We start from the raw sequence: 26,422 nt of genomic DNA, 5'->3' as shown, positions 1-26,422 counted from the left end.
ATATTTGTTGTATAAAATTCCGGATTCACTCAGGTTTTATGTTCTGAGTATTCATTATTTGTACCTCAGGATTTCGGTCCTGACAGGACCGGTAACTGACTCTCCCCCGGAACAGATATGCACAGAATACCATCCCTGTAATTATCGCCTGAGATAAGGCAATTCCCGGAAATTCAGGGGCGAAGGTAACTTCATTCATGCTGCTGTCGCCATAATAAATTGAATTTATTTGTGGATATCCATTCATACCAACATCTGTTTTTCGGATGGCAATCTCAATAACATAATTATCAAACCCGTTATCTGTACGGGTCAGCCAGCTATTGGTATATGATATCTCTGCCTTTCCCACATAGGAACCCGTTCCCGACTGAATGAAATCGGGTTTGGCCGGGGAGAAATAGTCTGACTTTTCCCATACCGGACTCCGAATAATCGATCCCTGAAGTGAGTCTTCCCGTATTTTCACTCCATATTCATATCCAAGATCATCCAGTACCGGATTATTGCCAAAGTTGAGCGCAAGATCCATGGGACGGGTATCCCCCTCCCCATCCGGTTTCAGAGAAGTTACAATGGCCAGGTAAATGAAATCCGGGTCCTGATCAAAATAGTATGCTTCCATATCATACTCTTCTCCGCCGTATGGCTCATTCAATCGTCTTTTGGTTATTGAATGAATTCTCTGCTGCTCATTATAGAACTTCCATGATTCAGCTGTTCCTGATATATGTACACCACGATAATCAGACAAAAACCAGGGATTTGTATTATCCTCAATAATAAATGATACACCATCGGCAGGAATCCATGTTTTATTTTCTGACCAGTCACCTGTATTTAATCCGGAAAGACCCCAGTCACTCAGATCTCCGTCTATTGTATATGCCATTGCCGGCGTAAACAGAATCAAAGCCATTCCAACCCAGAGAATTCCCATCATGATTCGCATATTCATTGAACCGCCAGACTGTGCAGAAAATACACGTGGTAATAACAAGTGCCTGCAACAGCCACTCTGATGCCAACATATTCATACCAGCATATAACCAAGTGCCAGTTAATAGTGCCCAACGCAAGTGCCTGACATTGATACGCCCCAAAAAAATTCAGACCCGGCTCATTTTGCATTAAAGTATCATTCAGCCACGGGGGATAAATCGAAAAAAATACTGCTGATCTTCAGTTCAATGCGAAGATCGCATCAATCCCTCCCTGTATTGAAGACTACACATTACCGATGCAAAATAATCGTAAAAGAGAGAATATGAAAAATCTCCTCACATCTGAAATTTATTCTTGTTTCGTTCTACCGATTAAATCCCGAATAATGGATACATCCAGATATCGGGTGGCAAAAATCAGGCCTCCAAACAGTAATGATGACACAACAATCCCTGGAAATAACGAGAGATTCCCAACAAACAGTACGAGATACACTGCAGCGAATGAGATAATCAGATACACAACCCTGTGGAAGAGTACACAAAGAGGCTCAATATCCTGGGATACCAATATTGTAGCAAGAGAATAGAGGACAAGAATTATAATAAATGCCAGATATGCTCCCTGAAATCCAAAATACCCAATTAGTATATGGCTAAAAACAGGGAATATCAATAAACTGATTACGGTAATGAGAACAAATGGTTTCGTTGATTTCTCATAAAATGAAACATTTACATAGGCACTAAACTGTTGAATAAATATGAAAACATATCCAATTGCAATAAGAAGAATGTAATCACCTGCAGGTGCATAATCGGCGGAAAATAACAGGACAATCAGTTCTTTTGCATAAAATGCAAGAATAAGCACACAAAACAGGGTCATAGCAAAAAGAAGTCTCCCAATGTCCCCCAGTCCTCCGGGCCGGTTCAGGAGAAGAGATTTATCCTCTGCTCCTGTGGATTCGGGAACTGATATCAGATATAATGCCGATGAAAAAAAGGTGATTACCGCTGCCAGTGTAAGTGATACATCAAAAAAGGCCTGAAATTCAATCCCAAGATCATGGCTGATAACGATTTTATTAAGATTTTGGCATAATGTAAGCCAGACGCCAATAATATACACTGAAAAACCAAAAATCAGAATTTTTCGGGACGGAATCTGGATAGAATGAATTGAATTAATAATTGTCTTTGCCTTCCTGAGAATTACTGCAAGAAGGACGATTAGTGGCGGGATGGCAAAAATAATGAATATGATATCAAAATCGGTTATTCCCAATACTGACACTGCCAAAAATATCAAACCAAGCCTCAATAGACCCGGCGCTGCGGAGATGGCAGCAGCAATTGAATGGTTTTTCTTTCCCCGCAATAATCCCATGATGTCCACACTTAACGTAACAGAAAGCAACACAATAATTAATATTGAAAACAGGAATGGCCACATCTCCACCGGTATATTCAGAAAATTACAGATCTGAACCGGAAAGGCAAAGAGAAGCAGCCCCACACCAATGGTTGCAAGGATCCCATATGCCATAGAAAAACCAAAATATTTTCGTCCCTCTCCCGCATGGCCCAGAATATCAAAAATGCAAAAATTGGTCATCAGCTGGAAGATAGCAGGCAGGGAAATCACAATAAGCATAATGATTCCATATTCAAAGGGGGTAATCGCACGTGCAAGGATAATTTTGGTAATGATCCCGCAAAAACGCATGAGAACAAGTGAACCTACATAAAACAGGGTATAAAAAGAAAGATTACGATCCATTATCTGTCCTCACTTTGGGCAGTGGATGTGCAGGATTTTACCAAATCCATCTCCTTTCGCAATGCATCCAGGTCATTAAACCGACTCAACGCGTCTTTAACAGTGGTTAATGGTTTTGCCGGAACACCTGCCACAATCGTGCCTGGCGCAACATCCTTTGTAACAACAGCTCCCGCTGCAACAATGGCACCCTCCCCGATCGTAACACCCGGCAGGATAACCGCTTTTGCTCCGATATACCCATTCTTACGGACTATTACCCGTCCAAAAAGTATCGGAACTTCAGGACTGATGCAGTGAAAACTTGAATCATGGGCTACAATCACAGCCCGTGGGCCAATATTCACTCCATCCTCAATCTCTATGAGGTATGGGCGTGATTCCTCAATGAAAACCCCATACCCAATCCCAACATTGTTCCCGATTTTCGTTCCCCGCCATCGGTAGAAGGTATTGCGTAGGCGGTCATTGGGGATATTCATTGCAAGAATATGCAGAAATCCTTTTACAAGAAGACTGAACCGAATTCGTTCGTACACTTCAGCAATATTTCGCAATACCCCCCCTCCTTCATCAGAAATTTTCTTTGACGTTCAATCCGGCGTTAAACGGAGATCTCATCAAATTTTAACATGATACCCGGTTTTTCGGGATGCCGTCCTTGCGAATCCATATATCGGATGAGAATATTTCTCTGCAGAATACCAGATGGACAGCTCAGGATTAAATTTCGATTTAAATCGTCTCAATCGTGGATTATCTCCCCCATCCATGATATCATAATATCTCATCCCCATTTCACGGCCTGACTTTATGCTTTCCCAGACCAGCAGATCATTTGGTGAGATGCCATCGATTTCTTCTTTGGGAAGTCCCACCCATTGATACATAATGCCATTATAATTCAGATGAATAACACCGCTTACGGTTTCCCCCAGATATTTTGCCACAAATATGTCCAGATTGCGGCCATTATACTGATGAAAAACCTCATCTAAATACAATAAAATATCATCTTTTTTTCTGCCCTGTTCACCGAATCTTCGTTGTATTTCAGAATGAATGTAGAAAAGATCATCTTTATCCCCCTTTTCAATGACGATTCCTTTATCCTGAGCATTTTTGATATTTTTTCGAACCGATCTGTGCAGGCTGGTCCATATATTATCAAGCCCCGTATTCAAATCCAATCGATAGGAGTATAATGGTTCAACGTGGTAACCTGCCCATCGAAGAGACCGTGAATCCAATAATCCCGGTGCTGTACGAAGATTTACATAATTGCATCCGAGGTCAGAAAAGAGAAACTTATCAATCTCAGACTGAATACCCATTAGATACTCTTCTTTTTTAGGTTGTTTAAAGGATTCATAATGAGATATAACAGGACCAAGATATAGTATGTCTGTGTTATAAGGAGGAGAAAGGGCAACTTTCACAAACCCTTTTTTCTTAAAAAAAATCGGATAGCTGGCAATATGCGTCGTTCCTTTGAATATCTGAAGGGGATACAACGTACTATTCGTGTGTTTTTCCATAATTTTCAGCCATTGCCATGTATGGAAAATTGTACCAAAGGATGAAGATTGGATATAATCATCCCACTCTTTTTGATGATTATCATCAGCAATCTGTATATAAAATCCCATGTTACCAAGCACCAATAAGTCCAGCTACTATTTAGATATTTCCTTGAAAAAATTCAAACGTACCTGATCTGTCTTTCTTAAAAGATAATATTCGAATATTGAGATAAACGGGCGAATATCTTCGGATGAAAAGATAAAATAGGCATCATCCTGATAAAATTTAATAAAATCACTCATCGTTTTCAGTTTATATGGTAACGGAAACCTTCCCCTGAGAACGGTCAGCAGGTGCCGAAGATCATTACAGAAAACATTTCTCCCCGTTATTCCTGCCCGATAATCATACGAAACAGCAATAGAATTATCTGTAGCGATCTCATACAGCAAAAACGGAAAGTCAACTCCTGCGGAGATTGCGCACTGTACTGAGCCCCAAAATCGGGGATTTATCTCCAATAACTTAGGCTTTCCATCACGTTCGTCGATAACAAAATCAAGTTCGGTTACGCCCCGGATTTTTAAAGCATTCATGATATCAAATGTCAGATTCATAATCTCTTCATTGGCAACAGTCTCAACAAAACAGCCTGGACCGGTATTAAGCGGATAGGTTCTCTTTTCCTGTATGATACAGATCCTCTGAATCTCAAAAGTATTATCTGTCAAAACAGCAGAGGAATACCGCTTCGTAAAAGGGATGTATTCCTGAATCGTTGAAGGTCCGTACTGAAAAAGGATGTTTGCATACGTTTCCTCTACCATATCAGGACTGTCAACCCGTACGATGCCTCTCCCTCCTCTCCCCCGGTTTGGCTTAATTATGGCAGGATATGTCAGACTATGGGCTATTTCATGAAGAAAATCAGGATCATCAATGAAAAATGTCTTTGGAGCAGAAATATGATGCATTTCTGCAAACCGCATCAGGTGTGATTTATCAATGATGGTCTCAAGGGTTGCATAATCAGGAAAAGCAAGTGAATAGTCATACAAAGGGGCATTCTTTGCAAAAAAAAGCATTTCATCTTCCCCGTTGGGCATTATGATGTCATTTTCTGTTAATTCAGAAAGAAATTCGTCGTTATATTCGGCAATTCGTTTTTTTGTGCAGTATTTCGAGTAAAACGGCATTGATCTCTTTTCATTCGAGACAACAGTGGTAGAAATTTTCTTTTTTCCAAGGGAGCGTACAACAGCAAGACCAATATGATCTCCAACACCCGTAGGCACAACAGCATTCATATTTTTACTCCCCCTTTTACAACACTTCACGAATTAAGAATGAATAATAATGAGCCATATAAATAGATTCTCAGGGAAATCCTGATTTTTTAATATAGGATTTCGCAGGTTTGTATGCATTTGCATATGCCGATTCAAAGCATCCGATAATGGAAGAGCATTTTTTCGCTGAAAAACGGATATCCAAATCCGGGTTGAATTTCGAAGAATAATAGGTATGGAGACGCTCATTGCCGGCAGCCCCCATCGTAACATATGAGGTAAACCCATGTTCACAGCAATATTGAATTTCCTCCCACAAAAGGAGGTCATTTGGAGATGGTGAAATCTCAGTCAGTGGTTTCGGATTTCCAATCCAGCTATATAATGAGTTGTTGTAGAGAACATCAATCAGTCCGGTTGCTATCTCACCTTCATATTTTGTAACAAATATCTTAATCTGATCACAGTACGCGTCATATATTTCGAATAAGTATTCCTTCGGAACAAGTACTGATCGGCCCTGTTCCCTGTAGCGGTCAACCATCAGATTATATATTACTTCGAGCTCTTCTTTTCCACCCATTTCAACCGTGATACCCCGCTTGTAAGCCCGGCTAATATCCTGTCGCTTCTTTTTTGGAAGGCTTTGTATGAGATAATCAGCCCCGGGACTCAGGTCCGTTACATAGTTATATTCGGGTTTAACGGTATACCCTGACCACGTAAAGGGGCGGGGATCACATAATTTCGGGGGCAAAAAAACCTGCACATACTGAGCATGCAGGTTCCGTTTGATATAATCATTGATCCCCTCCAGAAATGAGCAGTATATGTGTTCTCTTCTGCTTTGCTGCATCTTCTCATCAAATCGAAATACGGGTCCAAGGTAAAGAAGAGCCGTGTGAGGCGGAGGAGAGAACACAAAGTTCAGACCGAATTTTTTTCTATGAAAAAGAGGGAACAGAGCTACTGGTTCATTGTTCACATATCCTATAAGCGGATGCAGAGTGAATCCACTGTGTTTACCAGCGATGGTAAGCCAGTTCCAGGTATGAAATATCGTCCCCTGAGGGGATTCATTGGCAATTCTGTTCCATTCGTCAGCCTTCTCTTTATCCACTCTGCATAATTTCACATTCATCGTAATCGCACCACCATTTTATTCGGCATATGCCCATTTTCAGAAGATAGTATATAGTGCCCGTTTTCAGCCATAGAAAGTGTTGCATTTTCTGAAATCAGTTCAGCAGAACGGTTTTCCGGAACATACAAATCATAAGAGCATTCGGCGTTGCCGTCGCAGCAAACTGATAGTTCACCGTCTGAATACAGGCATTCATATGCAGTTGCCTCACGTGAATGCCACCACGAAGCAATTTCCCCACCGGTTGTCACCCATCCGCCGTTTTCTTTGCATGCTTCAATAATCTTCCAGTACCAGCTCCCGATTTCGGGGTATTCCAGATTATTAAACACTGCAGGATGCCAGAGCAATGTAAGGACACCCCTCACATTTCTTACCTGCTCAATCATGCTGTTGCAGATATCCCATCCAGCACCCCCATCCTGAAGAGTAATATCCATGAGAGAGAGAGGGATCTCAAGAAGCGGAAGTACCCCGGTTGCACCCTGCGGATGGAAGGGAAAACAGGTTCCCCACCGAAAACCCGTACCATTCGCTGCCTTGTATCCCAGAGAAGTATCATAAACAAACCCGGCATCTGACTGAAAATCCCATGTATCAGGGATTGTCAGATTCAGACGATGCTGTCGGATTCCTCTGACAGGTATGCCCAGAAGTGTTTCAATTTCTGCCTTCTCGCAATTGAGAAGGATGGGGTTATTATGGGAAAATGTAGACCCATGCACACCAATCTCATGCCCTTCTTCAGACAACTTCCGGATTAACCCGATGACACACGGTTTCTGCAAAGAATGAGAGCGACCGTACAGATGCCAGGATTCCGGTCTGAAAAGGCTTTTTTTTCCGGACTCCTTCAGGAAAAAGTATGTTGAACAGACACCCTGTTTCTTTTCATTTTGCATAATCTCTTCAAAAGTCCAATATGGTTCATGCCCTCTGATCTTTCGGGAAAAAGACTTCATTTGGTTTTTTAATCCATTAAAATCCCCTCCTTTCAGATATCTCAGCGGACGGGTAATCCATTGATAGGTCTTTGTAAATTCATCAACATCATGGGTGAGGCAGACCGCAAATTCCCTGCCGGGAGGCCAGTATGATTTCCTGACGAGAGGCATCCCGATTTCGCTGCATCCCATCAGAATAGCTTTGAACAGCATATCTTCATAAAAATCAACAAGAGGTTGTGATATCAGGTGTGGATAGTGTTCATCATCAGATCCGGCTCCTGTTTTATCCAGATAACCGGATAAGAGAGATCCTGTCAATCTGAAAATATCAAATCCAATGAGTATCCCTGAATCTGAACCGGATATGCAGGGGTATTTCAGGTTCTCTGACCTGAATTCTGCAATACACCGATTTCCGGCATCATATGTATCAATCGGAACCTGAAACAGGGGGTATTCCAGATTATGCGTCGCAATTTCTCCGGCATTTACTTCAATAGCTGTATTTCTCACAACGCTGACTGAAAATTGGCCCATCCCCTCTGTTTCATACCCGATGCATACGCCGGAGTCTGTGTTGCCACCCGGCAGAACAGACAATCCGGCGGTATGGATAAAATGATCAATGCCATACCGGGAAACCGGATCGTCCGTATTGCAGACAAATGATATCATTTCCTGCTCTCTCTCGTTGTAAGATATTTTTGGTAGCTTTCCGGATAATCTGCGATGAAGTCCGTCATCCAGGCGGAGACATTAATTTTATCCACAAGAAGACGCTCTCGTTTCTGCTGCCATTCCTTTTTCGAATCGGTATTTTCAAGAATCTGAACTGCTTTTTCAAGAGCGGCATCTTGATCCGGGAAAAAATACATCAATTCATATTTATCCCGTATCTCCAGGAAATTTCCACTGGTATTTCCCGTTGCTTCCCCTTCGGAATTCGCTTCGATATGAATCGCAGGTGTTCCCAAAACTGCGGCTTCAGTAGTGATAGTTCCTCCTTCCCCGATGTATAATGTGGCGTAGGCCAACAGAGAATGGAACTTATCCGGAGAAATATGGAGAATATATTTCTCAAGTTCAGGATCAGGAGGTTTCTCAGAACTTATGTATACAGTTCCGTATTTTTCCAGTGTTTTCACAACTTCTATCGGGTTTTTCATCCCTTTTAACCCGACATCGTGAGATGCTGCCCAGGAGATGAATCGTACAATGATGAACCGGTCATCCACCGACAGATTCAGTTCATCCAGCACGGAACGGTCAGGCTGAAACACTTCCGGATGGAGATATGCGAGTTCTTTATACCCGTCAAACCGAACCTGGCGTTCACCAAAATCCCTGAGAAAACAGGACGGAGTACAGATAATATCAGTGAACGGCGATGTCAGTCTGATAATCAAATTTGCATCCTCAGTATCCCAGAATGAAATATAGGGCTTTTTTATCAGCTTTGAAACATGTGCAAGATAGGGGGAACCCAGTGCTATAAGAAGATCTGGTCTGAATTTTTGTGCAATCCGAAGTATCCGGTAATCAAACTGTATAAGCGCAAATGCTTTGCCGGCCATACTCGTTTTATGCTCACCGACATTAATATAATTAAATCCCGATTTATTCAGAAGGTCTAAGGTCATCTCTTTGTTTCTGGTTACGATCAAAATTTCATGGCCTTTACTCAACAGAGCCGTAATCGTTCCCTTAAAAAAGTGAACATGTGCGGGATGTCCGATATCAATTAGTATTTTCATAATGCCCCCTACCTTGTGAATAGTATCTTCTTAAACTCATCAAAAATCACTACAGTCCCCAGCCTGATATCTCTCTCCTCACCGGAAGGGAAAAGAGAATTATCCACGACAAACACAAAATCACTCACCGCAACACCCATTTAATTACCTCAAAGGCCTCTGCATACCGTTCTTCAATCTGGGTCCCCCTTGTTAATGCAAGGCCCCGGATAAAGTCGCAATTAAAGTATGACCTCTCCTTCTGAGTTTCATAACAGCCCAGTGCATCAATTTTCATCTGGAGATATTCTTCATTTAACGAAACAAACGCAAGGGTATTGAAAGTAATATTATTCCATGGCTGTTCGTATCCAAGGATAGTACACTGTTTGAAGGCGCGTAAGGTCTCTTCACGGGTCACTTTATGATCCTGATGAGTGTCAAAAGAAGATGGCGTAAATACCGTAACCGGCTTTATTTCTTTTTTTAATTCAATTAATGCATCGAGAATCTGCTGACGATACTGAGGGAATTTCCGGACCTCATATTCAAGCAGGATCGGATCATCTATTCCAAGTCTTTTTGTTGCAGCCTTTACTTCAGTTCGGAGAATATCTCTCGGATATTCTTCAGGGACTGATTGTTCGCAACAGGAAAGTGCCACATATTTAACATCATATCCTTCACGAATAAAACGGGCGATGCTTCCCCCACATCCAAGTTCCCCATCATCCGTATGCGGACTAATGATTAGCATCCGTTTTGTCATTTAGTTTTTCACACCTATAGCAGACATATTTCCGTATAAAACCGGTATTTCATCCGGAGAAAATCCTGATTCTTCTCTTCTGTCATATACAACATCCTGTGAAATGATACAGGTGGAGCCATACTTTTCCTGAACAGAACAGTCCAGAGCTTTAACCCAGCTCTTCACAATCTCCTCTCTGTCAAAATTCAGGTACAGATCAAACATAGAGGGGATTGTAGAGAATACCCTGGAAACCATTTCAGCAGTTTTTGCGGATCCAAGAAATCTCCCCCGATACAAACGAATGCTCTTATTATCGGCACCCTCTGCCTCCATTTCGGTAATTTTTTGCTCCATATTTTCCCGGAATTTACGAATCAGCTCATCAATGGCTACATCCAACACCTCTTCTTTGGTGAGGGAAAACATCTTTTGCAACTCTTTTACAGCATTCGCATGTATCTTTCCGAGGTAATAATCCTTTGAGGACCAGGAACATGTCAAAGGTTTGTTAAAACCAATTTCCGATGAAATTGCATCTGATATTTTGCCGTATCTGAGCCCCCCTCCTGCTCCTGAGACGAAGATGTGTGTACCCAGTCCCTCAGAAAAAACCAGATTCCTGCTCACCGCAGAAAAGCTCATATTTTGTGAAAAAGCATCAAATCGACTGAAATCGGTATCAAAATCCAGTTCATATTCGTTTTTGCAGATGGGACATTCACCCCTGCAAATACCAAAAGAATCAATCATAAGAGGAATTTTGCCGCCACAATCGCAATGATACCAAAATGGGACCTCACCTGAAACAACTTGCCGGGACGGAATATTTTTATTTCTGATTACATCATTGTATACTGTTTGGTAACAGTCCATTTTTTCAAGGATTTGTTTGCATTCATCCGAAAACAATTGGTTGCGATGAATGTCGGAGTACCGGAAAAAGTGGACATCAAATCCCAGAATCTCTCTGGAAATCCTTGAAAAGATATATCCATTCAGATCAGAAAACGAATCAGCACGTTCATAACTCTTCCACATAATTTCCATTATTGCAGGAAGTTCTGATTTCGTCCCTGCAGACAAATTTTTCATTTTGAGCATTTCCTCTTCCCACACCTCAGGGAGAGGTTTTTTAAGAGTGTCAAAGCGCTTCCATTTTTCCGAACCTTTCACCGTAAACCCGATTTTTTGCATCCCGGTTTTGTTCAGTGCCGGAACCTGGTTTTTATAAAGAAATGGAGCTGTGGTTGCATTCTGATCTGCAAATCCAAAAAAAGCGATTCCGCAATCACCATTGCTAGCAAGCATTTTTCGAAATTGATCCAATAAAAATACTTTTTTCCAAACACCCGAATAGGGAAAAAAATTCGGTTGATGCCCAGACTCAAGTATGAGAATGTCATCCTGAACGGAAGGGTTGCTGTCACACTCATATTCAGCATTGCGGGCAAATGATCGGGAGATGTCCAAAAGAGAGGAGACGTTTAACTGCTGATTTACCCGTAGTGTATGATTCTCAGGAACCAATTTTGTCAGATCAGAAGTCATCATTATTCCCTTCCTCTTCCGATTCTTTTTCCCTTGAATCGGTATCTCCGGACTTTGACCTGATTATTACTGCAGAAGGGCGTAAAGGAAAGACATTCTGCATGAAATTTTTCTTCAGGATAAGCTCAGTTTTCCAGACGCACAATGCTAAAAAAGAGAAGATAAGAACTGCGCAAACAATGTTAACCGGAGTAGTGTTGAATGCCAGAACCTCATCAATAAAAAGGACAATAAGAAGAACAGAACCCATGCTCATGACTATTGAAAGCCCTGTTCTTTCTATAACTGAAATCTCAGTTTTCCCGGGATAAAGCACCAATGTTAGTGTATACCCCGGAATAAACAAAATGAGAAAAAATCCAAAAATCGCCCGAAAAAATGCTAATAGTATTGCAATAAATTCAATAATTGACCCCCCCAACAACATAACAGGAGAGAAGCTTTTTAAATTTATATTTTTCCCCTTCTATCCGGGAATCATAAATCCAATGAAACAAAATATCCCCGTCAGCGCATACATCACTGTTACTCCCTGCCGTTCGGTCATTGGGAAAAAATATGGCAATACCCACTTCAGGGTAAGAGGATTCGGCACTTCAAGAGTTCCATCCTCTCTGATTTTTCCAAACTTGGCTATAGGATATCGTTTGGTATGAAGACGCCAGTATACATACAGTAAAAAATTCACAACATGAGGAATGAGCATTACAAAACCACTGAAAATGAAGCCTTCTATCACTATCGTTGCACCTATTGCTGCACCAACAGATAACGCCCCAATATTTCCCCAGAAAATACGGGCAGGGTATTTCTCAAATAACCAATATGCTGCAAGGGAACCGGTGAGACAGACAATAAAAAGAATATCCATTATTTCCGCATTTACTATTGTCTTTAAGATTAACGTGATTAGGACAATCAGAGAAAGACCCGGCGCCAGACCATTAAACCCTGAATGCATATTAACCAGGTTGGCAACTACCGGAACATAGAGAGGAAGGATTAGTTGAAGATAAAAAATTCCTAAATCAACTGTTCCGATAAAAGGTAAATAGACAAGAGTAACCGTTGCGCATGATATCAGAGAGTATGAACAGTAATACAGAAGAATAAGTTTGGCAGGACGGCCAATATTTATCATATCATCAAGAATCCCAAAAAGAGCAAAAAGAGTGACAACCATTATTATTACATAATTAGCCGGAAGAATGTAATTACAATAAAAAAGTGAAATAACTGACAGGGAAAGCAGAGATATAAGAAGAATAATGATTCCGCCGTTTACCGCAATATCCGGTTGATCCGCTTTGTACATATCTTTTGCAACAATATTATTCTCTTTAAGCCGTTGGATCAGGTAAGGCATCACCACAACAGTTGCTATGAATGGTACAACAAAAAAAACTGAAATCATAAGGTTTAAAGGATTCACCAAATCCGCAATCGTCATTTTATCTTCATCTCGACATAATAGATTAATATATTATCGGTCATCTGCGGCACCCAAAAACACTGAAGTAAAACCATTCTCAAAAAGCCGGAATTCTAACCGAATGAATATTTTATCTCCCATTTTTAGCACGCATACACTATTTAGAGCCTAATCTGCCAGATATGGAGTGAAGTCGCCCGAATACAAATAAAGTCAACTCTCATCAATTCATCATAATAATCCATAATCTTCTGGACAAATCCTTCCCTTCAGGAAAAAAACGACGAATTTTCGCATAAATTTAATGATAACCTATTATGATGGCGGCATTTGATATGTCCTATTGTCAATCATTAGACAACACATTTATATAATGATGGATGTAATGAGAGCCTGAACACAAGGAGGAATAGTACCCACATGGTGTTGAACAAAACAACATACCCGGGAAATTCTCCGGCCATTTTGGGGGGAGGGGGATTATTAGTGAACAGCGATTCGCAAGAGAACATCACAAAAATCAGACCTGAATCAATTTAGTAATAGTAATAATGAGGGCAGGACAATGATTGAAATAAAAAATACGTCAACAGCGAATGTAAAAATTCCATTATTTAAGTTAATTATCACCCTGATTATAATTAGCTTAGCAGTACCAGCAATTGCATCAGCAGCATCGCATCCGAATCTCCTGTTTTCCGACATTACCGAAGTTCCCGGCTATCAGTATAGTTCAACTGCACCGTGGAACACATGGAAGGCAGTCATCATCAATTCAGCAGATGTGTCGCTCTCACGTGACTTCTCGGACCCAAACTGGGCAACCTACAACAGGATCTCATACCGGAGCGGGTTTGCAAGTGATCTCGCCCTTGCCTACCAGATAACAAAGGACCAGAAATACCTTGATAAAGCGCGTCAGGCACTTCTCAACCTCGATGTCGGGGATGCTCCGTATGACATGGACAGGGCAGTATCACTGAACGGTTATTCCCTTGCCTATGACTGGGCACAGCCGGGCCTCACTTCTGCGGATGACACAATCATACGTGACAAACTTGCGATACTTGCAGACCGTACGTACCGCGACCTGAATGGCGACGGAACGAAAAAGACCTATGTCACATTTGCTGACTACCATGGACAGGCATATCCAAGTGTTGCGATCGCAGGACTCGCACTTGAGGACTACACCAATCCAAACAACATTCCGTTAAATTCCGGCCCCGAGGACTGGATTAAAGCCGGAACAGATTATCTCTTCGTTAACGATGAACTTCACACATATAACAGGCCCCTCATATCGTTTGGATTTGATGAGGCATCAGGAAAGCACCTGCTTGGAGCATACAAGACATATGTGATTGATGATCTTCTCTGGTGGTTCCAGGTATACAGCAACCACTATGACAGGAATATACTCGATGACTATCCGGTGGCAAAAAAGATCGTAACGTCTGAACTCTGGGAGACCATGCCCAACGGATACATGAACAATTATGTAACGGCGGGAAATACACTTGAAACGTACCAAAGGGCCATTCTCAGTCTCCTGAATGATCAGGAGAAAGGAGAGGTGCTCAGATACCTTGACCAGACCAAAGGAGATAATCTCCTGCCGTATTCCAGGGAAAATGACCTTGCACCAACCAAACTGCTCTTCTGTGTCTATGGCAATTACAACAGCATCAGCCGCGACTCACCGGACTGGACCAGTCGCCTGGATGAAGATGCCATCTATCAGGTATTCAGGGAAGACTGGCAGGAAGATTCAGACTGGCTGTCGCTTGTCACCTTTAATGTGCAGACAAACAGCAACCGGGACATGGCACACCATGACCAGCTGAGCATTGAATATTACGGCAACGGAGATCTTCTCCTGGCAGACGCAGGCGAAACAAAGCATGTCCTTGACAACTATTACGGACAATATGGCGTCCACCACAACAGTATTGAAATCGAAGACCCGCAGACCCCATTTACGACATCCTCATGGGCAGACAGCCAGGCAAGAGGAGTATACAAAGGGTACGCAGCTGGCATCAGCACCCCGGTTACCGTTGAGACAGTCATTCAGACCCCATGGATGGAGGGGATCGCTGCCTCGGAAACCATTACAAAAGTGATTGGCGATACATGGTCGGCCTCCAAAAGTATTTCATCACCTATTGACTACAGCCGGACGATTATGTATCCTGAGGATGACTATTTCGTAGTTTTCGACCGGTTTGACGGAAGCGAGGAGTGGACATACCGGAACGTTTTCCGCCCGACCAGTCTCAGTATCACACCAACTGAGTCAGGTGTGATTGGTAATGTCAAAGGAGATCTCACGATAGGCGGAACAGCATACAACTGGCTATCACTTCCGTATAAGGATGAAACAACGACCGGCATTACAACAAACTCCCTGAAATGGGACACAACAAATCCATATGGAGACAAAGTTACTTTAACCATCTATTCCTCACCGGCATCAGAAGTAATTGTAACAAAGCATGCGGGGAGAATAGCAGGCTATGATTCTCCATCTGAGGTATATTCACCCGTCGTGTACCTGAAAGACGGATCAGAAACAGATCTGTACCGGATAACCGTTCTCACATCAGACTACCTGAACGAAGAAAAGAAGAGTTCTCAGGAAATACCTGTCAGTGGAAACGGGAATGCAATACGAGTCAGTGCAACAGCACATACTGATACTATCTATTCAGGAGCGGGAAGCAGCACCTTTGGAGCATTCTCGACAAATGCTGAGATGGCATTCATCAGGACACCTGCGTCATCATCGGATTACAGCTATACACTCATCAAAGGCACATACCTGAACAAAAATAGTGCACCCCTCATCGCGACCTCCGGAACGAATAGTGTTTCGCTCAATAAAGAAGGGAATTCAGTTGCCCTTGTGGTTGACGCAGCATCAACAGGTCAGGTCTCATTATACCAGCTAAACACAGACATAGGAAAGGTGCTGAAGGATGGTGCAATATATACCGGCTGGAAGCTTTCCGAAGACAAATCAGCCATAATCATCACAACAGCTCCCGGAAGTCATGAATACACATTCCTCACTTCCGGAGAAGTGATGCCCGTACCTACCATTACTGAAGCGGAATTCAGCGCAAGTCCGACAACAGGCACAGCACCACTTTCCGTTCAGTTCACCGATATCAGCACAAATGCAGTCTCCTCATCATGGAGCTTTGGAGACGGAGCACAATCAAGTGAACAGAACCCATCACACACCTATTCAGAACCAGGAACCTATACTGTAGTTTTGACAGCAACAGGTGAAAGTGGTTCAGATTCCGAAACAAAAACCGATTACATCACCGTAACATCCGGCGGTACAACCAATCCATCAGCGCCGGTTGCAGCGTTCACGACGGATGTTACATCCGGTCAGGCGCCCCTTAGCGTTCAGTTTACGGACACCAGTATAAACAGTCCCCAATTGTGGGCATGGAACTTTGGTGACGGGACAACTGCAGTCGAAGAAAACCCCGGACATATCTACACACAGCCAGGTACATACACCGTTACCCTGAAAGTCACAAATGATGACGGAACAGATACCGAGACAAAGACAGGTTACATATCTGTAACAGATGGTCAGGTACCATCTGTTACAGCTAAACCAACAGCAGCGTTCACTGCTGACAACGTTTACGGTCCGGCACCAATGCAGGTAACATTTACCGATCAAAGCGAGGGAGTGCCCACATCCTGGACTTGGTACTTTGGAGACGGAGAAACCTCATACGAACAGAACCCGGCACATTCCTACACAAAACCCGGCACATACTCAGTAACCCTCAGAGCGATCAACGCAGAGGGCATTGACTTTGAGGTTAAACAAGGATACATCACGGTTACCGATGAAGACACACCCGCTCCGGTCACAAACCCGCCGGTGGCAGGGTTCAGTGCTGATGTAGTATCCGGTACTGCACCCCTGGCAGTGACATTCACAGATGAAAGTTCAAACAGCCCGAATTCATGGTCGTGGAACTTTGGTGACGAATGGCTGGCAAATACCCAGAACCCGTCACATACCTACGCGCAGCCAGGCACATACACAGTCACCCTGAAAGTCACAAATGATGACGGAACGGATACCGAAACAAAGACAGGCTACATATCCGTCGCCCCCCAGCTCCCGGCCGAACCCGCGCAACTTGTAGCAGCGTTCACTGCTGACAGCGTAAGCGGACCTGCGCCCATGGAGGTAACATTTACCGATCAAAGCGAGGGTGTGCCCATGTCATGGACATGGTACTTTGGAGACGGGGAAACCTCATACGAACAGAACCCGGCACATTCCTACACAGAACCAGGCACATACTCAGTAACCCTCAGAGCGATTAATACTGAAGGCATTGACTTTGAGGTTAAACAGGGATACATTACGGTTACCGCTGAAGACACCCCCGCTCCGGTCACAAACCCGCCGGTGGCAGCATTCAGTGCAGATAAAGTATCGGGCATCCTCCCACTGAAGGTTACCTTCACGGATGAAAGTACGAACAACCCGGATTCATACGTATGGAGTTTTGGTGACGGGACAACTGCATATGAAGAAAGCCCTGAACATATCTATACACAAACAGGCACATACACCGTTACCCTTGAAGTAACAAATGCTGATGGAACGGATACGGAGACAAAGACAAACTACATATCCGTAACCGCTGCCCAGATATCTACCGGACCGGTAGCAGCGTTCACTGCTGACAACGTAAGCGGACCTGCGCCAATGCAGGTATCATTTACTGACCAAAGCCAGGGAGTACCCACGTCATGGACATGGTACTTTGGAGACGGGGAAACCTCATACGAACAGAACCCGGCACATTCATACACAGAACCAGGCACATACTCAGTAACCCTCAGAGCAATTAACACTGAAGGCATAGACTTTGAAGTTAAACAAGGATTCATCACTGTAACCAATGAGGAAATGCCCGTTCCGGTCACAAACCCCCCTGTGTCAGCATTCAGTGCGGATAAAGTATCGGGCATTGTTCCACTAAAGGTAACCTTCACGGATGAAAGCACAAACAGCCCTGATTCATATACATGGAACTTTGGTGACGGTACAACTGCGACAGAAGAAAACCCGGAACATGTTTATACTCAGCCAGGCACATACACGGTTGCCCTGAAGGTCACAAATACAGATGGAACAGATACGGAGACTAAGACAAGCTACATATCTGTAAATGCTGCACAGGTTCCTTCCGAAACAACAATTCCAGTGGCGGCGTTCACTGCTGACATCGTTCGTGGTCCTGCACCGCTGCAGGTGTTCTTTACCGATCAAAGTCAGGGAAACCCCACCTCATGGACATGGTACTTTGGAGACGGAATAACCACATCTGAAAAGTACACGGGACATACCTACGCAAAACCAGGTACATACTCTGTAACCCTGAGGGTGATCAATAAAGAAGGCATTGACTTTGAAACAAAAAAAGGATACATCACAGTTCTTTAGAGAATATATCCCCATTTTTTATTTCCCGTTCATTCATTTTTATTACCGGTGTTTTTCGACTCTCAAACAGAATTTTTCTATTCATAGACCCACTGAGATTCAATGTTCCTCTGGCAAACGCCCGCCAGGTACATGACCGGGCATGCAAACATTGTTTGCATGGGACCATTTTGGATTTCGGGAGTATATTAAGCGGTATTTTGAAAAAATGAAGATTCAGCTCATTCGGGTTTTTTAGCACCACCACCTATATATTTAAACAATATTGTACCATCATATGTTTGAATGAATATGGATGACGGATGCAATACGACAGAATTCTACTCAATCATTAAGACTGCAGCAATCATCGCCATAATTATTGCAATTGCGATAACAGGATATCTGTTTATTTTTACCGAAGAACAGCATTCATCACTATATATAATCCCTGAGTCATATCAGAATCAGGCAGTAACTGACAGAATATCTTTTACCTATGGGGTTACCTGTTCTGAACAAAAAGCCACGGATTACGAAATTCAAATAAATTTAAATGATAAAATCATGGCTACAGAACAATTCCAACTGGACAACAATGAAAACTATGAAAAAAATGAAGAGTTGCTTCTGACAGAAAATATATCATATCCTGCAAAGATACAGGTACTTCTCACCAATAAAAACAATATGAACACAGAAGAAGTCCATTTCTGGATTGAATGAATACCTAAACCATTCCCCCCTATTTTTTATCATTATGTGATAAAACGCAGCTCAGATATATGACCCCGTATGATCCTTGGACCATTTGTTCAGATTTGATCGAATCAGAGACATTTCGTTTTTTTCTCTTGCTGAGATTACCCGTCAAATGGGAAAATGTCACTCTCAAAGAGAAGCACGGGGGCCGTTGCAGATTACTAAGCGGAACGACCCTTCGATTCACAAGATATGATGCCATTTCCGAATAAACCAGTTACAGTCGACAAATAACATGCACCACGCTATTATCTCTCCGGCTTCTTCAGCCGGATAATATTTCGAGGCTGTTGATTCTGCAGCACAGTACAATCCCAAAATGATGAGCAGTGATATTTCTGCAGCAGAAGTACCGGACCATCAAATATCAGATATGCCCGAACCAGAATTCATAATCGGAGATTTCAATTGGTATTGAAGTTTTTAAAATAGTGATTTTTTTATTTGACCGCCATTTCTGTGATGTTCCTGTTTTGTTTTCATGAAGAAAAAACAGATCCAAAAATTTCTTCGAAGAATGACAGATAGCTGTTTACATTGATATTACGCATCTCTTTACGGTAACCTGCCTTTTCCACAGTCAGCTCATATGAACCCCGTCTCAGATACAAAGAAACATTGCCATATTCATTCGTAGTATAGGGCATATCATCAATAATTATCCGGGCTTTGTTAACCGGCTGACCCATCTCATCACGTACAACAATATTTATGGTCCCTTCTTTAAGGGAACCCGGGATTTCAACAGAGAGCTGCTTTTTTGCAAGACCAGGCCGAATAGTGATCGTTTTTGACTGCTGTGGTTCCAGATCAACAGCCACATAGATTATATTCTGATCAATATACTTATCCGTCTTTTTTATTTCACCATTATTATCAACAACATAGACATCCCGGTCCAGCATTGGCATTCGCACAACAAAAGTTACGCCCTCTACCGGGACAGCATTTTTATTCATAACAGTTATTGTCGCTTCATCCATCTCAAAGGAAGAATTATAGGCAATCTGCTGCAGATTGCTGAAATGATTGGCAATAACCTCCGGCTCAGTGAGTGTAAGGCCGGACTCCTTTGCATATGAAAGAATGTCCAGAAAATCCTGAGAATAAACAGGATTTTCCACATCTTTCGGCCGCATCAGAAAGAGCGCCATGTCATCGTTTGCAGAAACACTACGGATCACATTTTCCCAGTCATTAAAGAATTCCTGGCGGGTTTTCCGGCTTGACAGCATCTCCGTTCTGGGTTCAGATTCCGGCAGAATAACTGTTCCTGTTGGTTTTCCATTATACATTGCCATCTGGGGCTGACGCAATCCTTCACAGTACAGGATGTTGTTGTAAGGAGGGGAGACCCCAATAGAAATTATGTAAGGAATATTCCTTTCGCCATCAGTTGAGACGGAATTAAGAGTATTTTTAAGCCGTAAAACACCTGAAACGTCTGTATATTCTACATTCTGATCCCCTATTGCAAAGGTATCAAGCCTTCCGTATCTCATGGTATTACCACCACAGTCATAACCACAAAGGATCAGCGGAGTAATCCCATCGGGATACGGATGTAATGATATCCGGTTTTCATTTAGGATATGTTGTTTTGCAAGATCCTCACTCCCAACGGATATGTACTGCGTAATGTGAAGAGATGCACCTGGCTGTATTATTTCAAAATTGCCGACACTAAAGGAACTATAATCATATACCGTTGAACCTTTATATGAAATATAATTGGGATAAGGGGCAGTATCATCATATTTGATATATATACCTGAATCACCGCCTGAAAAATAAAATTCCTCATAAACATCATTGATATCTACTGCATCCTCTGAAGGGTATATGTCCTTTTCAATCCTGCTAAAGGATTTTTTCAGAACAAAAGTGGATGCGGGCATAAAGAGATTTGTTGAGAAATATGTTCTCATTATGGGTGCTTCACTTGTGGAAAGCCTGTCATTTGAAATAATAAATTCTCTTTTAATCGTTTCAGGAAGGAATGTATACACTACAGCAACCGATGACCAGGTGTTTATCCCACGATCGTCTTTAAGGACAGTGCGATAAATGAGTTGATTTTCAGATTCTTCACGGGTAAACTCCTCATCAAAGAAGGTATATGCCCCCAGATCATCACTATTTCCAAGCCAGGATATCCGGGCCATCTCATACATTGAACCTTCCTGAAGGCAATTCTGCGAAGGGGTTCCGAGATATTTTATCGTTGGTGTATCCTGATCAATAACCACTTTATATATTTTTGTCTGAATTTCGACATTAGACCCAACATCGTCAATTGAAACCAGATCGTTCGTAAAATAATTGCCGGCAGGATTGATTGATAGCTGCAGGAAAGCATATATTCCAAAATCTCTGCTCGAAAATATTTTATCCAGGTACATATCCGAATCAATAACCACCTCTTCATTGTCACTGTTGAGGTTATCGATCAATTTGTCAGAAATTAACACATATTTGGCACCGAACAGAGAATAGAAATCCATCACCTGATTTCCATTATTTTTGAAGTATATGCCTTTTAGGAGTTCGATAAAAGTACGGGTCTGTGTACCGGACGCAAGGCCATATGATGCGTCCATCTTTCCGCTGTACACAGGTACGGTACGATACCCGTATCCTGCGACTTTTTCATTCTGGTTGCCTGTTCCTGACAACCACTGCATTCCTTCGATGATATAATCGTCGCCGGAAATCGAAGGCAGATAATACCCATTCCCAACTACCGGTGTGACAATAATTACCGTAAAGATCAAAACAAACAACAGCGTGATTATCGCATGGCTGTTTTTGGTTTTCTTCCTTATAACCGGGATAATATACCAGAGACCCAAAACAGCAGCAACAGGGATTATCAGGAAGAGGTATGAGATTTCTCTGAGTGCGCCGGTAGCCCCCGTTATTCCTTCTGAAGCCTGCATCATTGCCGGTACAACAGTTGTCAGAACAACGGTTACCGCTAAACATTTACCCTTCAAATCAAGCCGGAAAAATCCGATGACACCAAGAATTGCATGCATCGGTCCAATCCAGAATGGGGTTGTCAAAAAGGAATGAGACATGCCTGATAAAGGAAGAAAAGCGTGTTTTCTCTCATTCTCGAATCGTGAATATTGCTGAAAAATCTGTTCCCCCACAAAAACCAGCAAACTTCCTACTGCAAAAACAAATGCTGACCAGATAATCACATACACAAACTGATGATTTATGAAGAGATTTTCATACAGCACAGAACTCAGATCGTCAGCAAAAAAGATATGGAATTTACCTGAAAGGAAATTACCCGGTGTCAAAAAGAGTGCAGACTTCGCTGCATACTGTTGATAGAGATGAGGAAAAAATTTTACCGCAATCCAGAAGAAAAGAAACGTGCTTGATGCCAATAAAAAAAGCGAACGGGAAAATTTCCTTGCAAATAGGCAATAAATCCAGAAAAAAGCAATAGAAAATATCATCAGGTAAATAAGAGTTCCCGTGTGGGTCAGCGCTATAGCAAATACCGCCAATGCCATAAGAAAAAGGTTTTTTAAATTAATTTCTTCAGAATATGTAGCATATATCGCAAACAATAAAAATGGCAGAACGAATGTTGACGGACGATAATTGTTCACGGTCAGTACAACATTTGGCATAGAAAATAAAAACAAAACTGCAAACAATCTCTGGGATTTCGTCTTGACAAAAAGCCCTGCATAGACGAAATATGAAATTGCGACAATTCCCAAAAACACCACACTAAAGATAAAGGCAGTGAAATCTGGTTCAAGATTGATCACCTTTGCAAGAACAGCAATAAACAACCATGAACCAAAGGGGTAATTAAACATATTATCCTCGAGAGCAGGATTCAATACCTGTTTCCCCAATTCGTCATAAAAATCGAACAGTGAATTCGTCCCATACATCTCCTGCACGTGAAAAATATGGGTATACGTATCTGTTCCAAAAGGACGGCCAAAATAGAAGGCAGGAATAAGATATCCAATTAGAAGGACTGCAATAAGAAAAAGCAACAATATAAAGAACGATCTGTCTTTTGCATAATATGCATGAATTCGCCCAAAGTAATCCATCTTTTTCAGCCAGTTTGAGCTTATTAACCCCATAATTACCGAATTTTATTCTTTATTTAGATTTTAGAAATTAATCGTCAGTCGCTCTTTCAAAACGTAAACCCAGTCCTTCTGTGATGCATGTTTCTCTACCACACCAATCTGATACCTCATCTATTATTGTAATATATTAATGTGATCCACAAAATTTTCCCGAAACCCAAATATTAAATAAATTATTATATCAGGAACGGATGAATAAAAGCATGAATGAGACCCTCGCTATAATATCAGGCATTAATACAAAAAAGTATTTATATGCACTCATTCTCATATCAATGACTGTATGCTGCTCGTTCCCATCAGCAGCATCGCATCCGAATCTCCTGTTTTCAGACATTACCGAAGTGCCCGGCTATCAGTATAGTTCATCTGCACCATGGAACACCTGGAATGCAGGCATTCTCCGATCTGCAGATGCATCACTCTCACGTGATTTCTCGAATCCAAACTGGGCGACCTATAACAGGGTATCATACCGAAGCGGATTTGCAGGTGATCTCGCCCTTGCCTACCAGATAACAAAGGACCAGAAATACCTTGATAAAGCGCGTCAGGCACTTCTCAACCTCGATGTCGGGGATGCTCCGTATGACATGGACAGGGCAGTATCACTGAACGGTTATTCCCTTGCCTATGACTGGGCACAGCCGGGCCTCACTTCTGCGGATGACACAATCATACGTGACAAACTTGCGATACTTGCAGACCGTACGTACCGCGACCTGAATGGCGACGGAACGAAAAAGACCTATGTCACATTTGCTGACTACCATGGACAGGCATATCCAGGTGTTGCGATCGCAGGACTCGCACTTGAGGACTACACCAATCCAAACAACATTCCGTTAAATTCCGGCCCCGAGGACTGGATTAAAGCCGGAACAGATTATCTCTTCGTTAACGATGAACTTCACACATATAACAGGCCCCTCATATCGTTTGGATTTGATGAGGCATCAGGAAAGCACCTGCTTGGAGCATACAAGACATATGTGATTGATGATCTTCTCTGGTGGTTCCAGGTATACAGCAACCACTATGACAGGAATATACTCGATGACTATCCGGTGGCAAAAAAGATCGTAACGTCTGAACTCTGGGAGACCATGCCCAACGGATACATGAACAATTATGTAACGGCGGGAAATACACTTGAAACGTACCAAAGGGCCATTCTCAGTCTCCTGAATGATCAGGAGAAAGGAGAGGTGCTCAGATACCTTGACCAGACCAAAGGAGATAATCTCCTGCCGTATTCCAGGGAAAATGACCTTGCACCAACCAAACTGCTCTTCTGTGTCTATGGCAATTACAACAGCATCAGCCGCGACTCACCGGACTGGACCAGTCGCCTGGATGAAGATGCCATCTATCAGGTATTCAGGGAAGACTGGCAGGAAGATTCAGACTGGCTGTCGCTTGTCACCTTTAATGTGCAGACAAACAGCAACCGGGACATGGCACACCATGACCAGCTGAGCATTGAATATTACGGCAACGGAGATCTTCTCCTGGCAGACGCAGGCGAAACAAAGCACGTCCTTGACACCTATTACGGACAATATGGCGTACACCACAACAGTATTGAAATCGAAGACCCGCAGACCCCGTTTACGACATCCTCGTGGGCAGACAGCCAGGCAAGAGGGATATATAAAGGAGATGCTGGCGGGATTGATACCCCGGTTACTGTTGAAACAGTGATTCAGACCCCATGGATGGAGGGGATCGCTGCCTCAGAAACGATCAGCACAGTGATTGACAATGACTGGTCAACAAGTGTTGCGCTCACGTCACCAATACAGTATACCCGGACGATTCTGTATCCCGATGATGATTATTTCGTGGTATTTGACAGTCTGACAAGTGATCAGGAGTGGATATACCGAAACGTATTGCGCCCGTCCAGTCTTGAAATTATACCGACAGAGGATAAAAACGGGGATAATGAATATGTGGAAGCAGAAATCGGACATGTCAAAGGGAGTCTTACAATAAACGGGGATTCATACAACTGGCTTTCTCTCCCTTATAAGCAGGAAACCGAAACCGGTATCAGAACGAATTCAATCAGCTGGGAAACATCAAATCCGTATAAAAATCAGGTTCTGCTGAGCATCTTTTCGGTTCCTTCATCAGAGATTATTATCACAAAGCATGTTGGCCGAATTGCAGGGTATGATGCTGCATCAGAGGTTTTTACACCAATTGTCTATCTGAGGAGTAGACCTGCAGAAGAACTCTCCCGCATCACTGTTCTCATGTCAGGATACCTGTATGAAGAACGGAAACAAGCGGTTGAACTTCCTGTCACCGGAACAGGAAATGCGTTGCAAATTAATTCAGCATCCAATACTGACACCATTTACTCCGGAAAAGGAGATGTATCTTTTGATGTATTTGAAACAGATGCAGCGATGCTGTTTTACCGCCAGCCAGCAAATTCAGCAGATTATTACTGTATGATCTCAGGAGGCACCTACCTCAGGATGAATGGGAGGGAACAGATCGCCATTTCGCAAACTGATCCCGGGATGGAAGCAACCGTTAATATTCCTCAGAATACAATCCGGCAGATAAACAGAGATGGAATGCCATATACCGGATTTGAAGAGACGAATAACGGATCTGCAGTCAAAATTTTTTCCGATAAAAATAATTCTGCATTTGAGATTCAGTCAAAGGGACAAACAGCTCACATCATTCTCCTGAATGAATTCACATCACCCGATTCATCTCAGACATTCTCCATCGCTGATGATATACCAGAAAAAACAACGGAAATATTTCCAGCTGAGCAAAAAACAGGAAGTATAGCCACCAGCCTTATGACAGGGATTATCGTTCTCACGGGCATCGGTTGGTGCGCCAGGAGAAACAAACGATAACACCCCCCCGATATGTTCGGTTTCGTAATTCTGCACAAACTATTAATCATAGCGAACCCACT

The 26,422-nt window shown here is 42.5% G+C and carries 16 protein-coding genes; 3 read left to right on the top strand and 13 right to left on the bottom strand.

Annotated features, from left to right (window positions below):
• Nucleotides 1-25: 25 nt before the first annotated feature.
• The 12 genes from L1S32_RS03140 to L1S32_RS03085 form a co-directional block, all read right to left on the bottom strand.
• A complete protein-coding gene (locus tag L1S32_RS03140) occupies nucleotides 26-952 on the bottom strand; it encodes a hypothetical protein (protein WP_278156057.1) in 927 nt (308 codons plus the stop codon).
• A 341-nt stretch (nucleotides 953-1,293) separates the two neighbouring features.
• On the bottom strand, nucleotides 1,294-2,727 hold the full coding sequence (locus L1S32_RS03135; RefSeq protein WP_278156055.1) for a lipopolysaccharide biosynthesis protein: 1,434 nt from the start codon (nucleotides 2,725-2,727) through the stop codon (nucleotides 1,294-1,296).
• Complete coding sequence (locus tag L1S32_RS03130) at nucleotides 2,727-3,284, bottom strand: acyltransferase (protein WP_278156054.1); 558 nt, start codon at nucleotides 3,282-3,284, stop codon at nucleotides 2,727-2,729. The genes L1S32_RS03135 and L1S32_RS03130 overlap by 1 nt, the downstream gene beginning before the upstream one ends.
• Before the next feature lie 63 nt (nucleotides 3,285-3,347).
• Nucleotides 3,348-4,376, bottom strand: a complete 1,029-nt coding sequence (locus L1S32_RS03125) for a GNAT family N-acetyltransferase (protein WP_278156052.1) — start codon at nucleotides 4,374-4,376, stop codon at nucleotides 3,348-3,350.
• A 27-nt stretch (nucleotides 4,377-4,403) separates the two neighbouring features.
• Nucleotides 4,404-5,558 carry an ATP-grasp domain-containing protein gene (locus L1S32_RS03120; protein ID WP_278156050.1) on the bottom strand — a complete coding sequence of 385 codons (1,155 nt, stop codon included), beginning with the start codon at nucleotides 5,556-5,558 and terminating at the stop codon, nucleotides 4,404-4,406.
• 70 nt (nucleotides 5,559-5,628) lie between these two features.
• Nucleotides 5,629-6,396 carry a GNAT family N-acetyltransferase gene (locus L1S32_RS03115; RefSeq protein ID WP_278156048.1) on the bottom strand — a complete coding sequence of 256 codons (768 nt, stop codon included), beginning with the start codon at nucleotides 6,394-6,396 and terminating at the stop codon, nucleotides 5,629-5,631.
• 281 nt (nucleotides 6,397-6,677) lie between these two features.
• Entirely contained in the window at nucleotides 6,678-8,306 is a 1,629-nt protein-coding gene (locus L1S32_RS03110) for a polysaccharide deacetylase family protein (protein ID WP_278156046.1), read from the bottom strand.
• Nucleotides 8,303-9,385 (bottom strand): DUF354 domain-containing protein, encoded by a 1,083-nt coding sequence (locus L1S32_RS03105; RefSeq protein ID WP_278156045.1) that lies wholly within the window; start codon nucleotides 9,383-9,385, stop codon nucleotides 8,303-8,305. Before L1S32_RS03105 ends, L1S32_RS03110 begins: the two co-directional genes overlap by 4 nt.
• A gap of 124 nt (nucleotides 9,386-9,509) precedes the next feature.
• A complete protein-coding gene (locus tag L1S32_RS03100; RefSeq protein WP_278156043.1) occupies nucleotides 9,510-10,133 on the bottom strand; it encodes a PIG-L deacetylase family protein in 624 nt (207 codons plus the stop codon).
• Nucleotides 10,134-11,669, bottom strand: a complete 1,536-nt coding sequence (locus L1S32_RS03095; protein ID WP_278156041.1) for a hypothetical protein — start codon at nucleotides 11,667-11,669, stop codon at nucleotides 10,134-10,136.
• Nucleotides 11,656-12,093 carry a DUF1616 domain-containing protein gene (locus tag L1S32_RS03090; RefSeq protein WP_278156039.1) on the bottom strand — a complete coding sequence of 146 codons (438 nt, stop codon included), beginning with the start codon at nucleotides 12,091-12,093 and terminating at the stop codon, nucleotides 11,656-11,658. Before L1S32_RS03090 ends, L1S32_RS03095 begins: the two co-directional genes overlap by 14 nt.
• Nucleotides 12,094-12,132: 39 nt before the next feature.
• A complete protein-coding gene (locus tag L1S32_RS03085; protein WP_278156037.1) occupies nucleotides 12,133-13,116 on the bottom strand; it encodes a UDP-N-acetylglucosamine-1-phosphate transferase in 984 nt (327 codons plus the stop codon).
• 547 nt (nucleotides 13,117-13,663) lie between these two features.
• On the opposite strand from L1S32_RS03085, the gene L1S32_RS03080 reads away from it, so the two are divergent.
• The gene (locus L1S32_RS03080; RefSeq protein ID WP_278156035.1) at nucleotides 13,664-18,598 is read left to right on the top strand and encodes a PKD domain-containing protein; all 4,935 of its coding nucleotides are present in this window, start codon (nucleotides 13,664-13,666) and stop codon (nucleotides 18,596-18,598) included.
• Nucleotides 18,599-18,883: 285 nt separating this feature from the next.
• On the top strand, nucleotides 18,884-19,303 hold the full coding sequence (locus tag L1S32_RS03075) for a hypothetical protein (protein WP_278156033.1): 420 nt from the start codon (nucleotides 18,884-18,886) through the stop codon (nucleotides 19,301-19,303).
• A 515-nt stretch (nucleotides 19,304-19,818) separates the two neighbouring features.
• On the opposite strand, the gene L1S32_RS03070 is transcribed toward L1S32_RS03075, so the two are convergent.
• Complete coding sequence (locus L1S32_RS03070; RefSeq protein WP_278156032.1) at nucleotides 19,819-23,430, bottom strand: hypothetical protein; 3,612 nt, start codon at nucleotides 23,428-23,430, stop codon at nucleotides 19,819-19,821.
• Nucleotides 23,431-23,747: 317 nt separating this feature from the next.
• On the opposite strand from L1S32_RS03070, the gene L1S32_RS03065 reads away from it, so the two are divergent.
• Entirely contained in the window at nucleotides 23,748-26,360 is a 2,613-nt protein-coding gene (locus tag L1S32_RS03065; protein WP_278156031.1) for a hypothetical protein, read from the top strand.
• Nucleotides 26,361-26,422: the final 62 nt, after the last annotated feature.

The sequence above is a fragment of the Methanogenium sp. S4BF genome, from assembly GCF_029633965.1.
GTDB lineage: Archaea > Halobacteriota > Methanomicrobia > Methanomicrobiales > Methanomicrobiaceae > Methanogenium.
The sequence above is the reverse complement of the archived record's forward strand: the minus strand, read 5'-3'. Positions and strand labels throughout refer to the sequence as shown.

Excerpts from the sequence above, each read along its gene's own strand:
- L1S32_RS03075 (WP_278156033.1), top strand. The coding sequence starts at position 18,884 with ATGAATATGGATGACGGATGCAATACGACAGAATTCTACTCAATCATT.
- L1S32_RS03080 (WP_278156035.1), top strand. The coding sequence starts at position 13,664 with ATGATTGAAATAAAAAATACGTCAACAGCGAATGTAAAAATTCCATTA.
- L1S32_RS03135 (WP_278156055.1), bottom strand. The coding sequence starts at position 2,727 with ATGGATCGTAATCTTTCTTTTTATACCCTGTTTTATGTAGGTTCACTT.
- L1S32_RS03120 (WP_278156050.1), bottom strand. The coding sequence starts at position 5,558 with ATGAATGCTGTTGTGCCTACGGGTGTTGGAGATCATATTGGTCTTGCT.
- L1S32_RS03100 (WP_278156043.1), bottom strand. The coding sequence starts at position 10,133 with ATGACAAAACGGATGCTAATCATTAGTCCGCATACGGATGATGGGGAA.
- L1S32_RS03105 (WP_278156045.1), bottom strand. The coding sequence starts at position 9,385 with ATGAAAATACTAATTGATATCGGACATCCCGCACATGTTCACTTTTTT.
- L1S32_RS03140 (WP_278156057.1), bottom strand. The coding sequence starts at position 952 with ATGCGAATCATGATGGGAATTCTCTGGGTTGGAATGGCTTTGATTCTG.
- L1S32_RS03065 (WP_278156031.1), top strand. The coding sequence starts at position 23,748 with ATGACTGTATGCTGCTCGTTCCCATCAGCAGCATCGCATCCGAATCTC.
- L1S32_RS03085 (WP_278156037.1), bottom strand. The coding sequence starts at position 13,116 with ATGACGATTGCGGATTTGGTGAATCCTTTAAACCTTATGATTTCAGTT.
- L1S32_RS03095 (WP_278156041.1), bottom strand. The coding sequence starts at position 11,669 with ATGATGACTTCTGATCTGACAAAATTGGTTCCTGAGAATCATACACTA.
- L1S32_RS03125 (WP_278156052.1), bottom strand. The coding sequence starts at position 4,376 with ATGGGATTTTATATACAGATTGCTGATGATAATCATCAAAAAGAGTGG.
- L1S32_RS03070 (WP_278156032.1), bottom strand. The coding sequence starts at position 23,430 with ATGGATTACTTTGGGCGAATTCATGCATATTATGCAAAAGACAGATCG.
- L1S32_RS03090 (WP_278156039.1), bottom strand. The coding sequence starts at position 12,093 with ATGTTGTTGGGGGGGTCAATTATTGAATTTATTGCAATACTATTAGCA.
- L1S32_RS03110 (WP_278156046.1), bottom strand. The coding sequence starts at position 8,306 with ATGATATCATTTGTCTGCAATACGGACGATCCGGTTTCCCGGTATGGC.
- L1S32_RS03115 (WP_278156048.1), bottom strand. The coding sequence starts at position 6,396 with ATGCAGCAAAGCAGAAGAGAACACATATACTGCTCATTTCTGGAGGGG.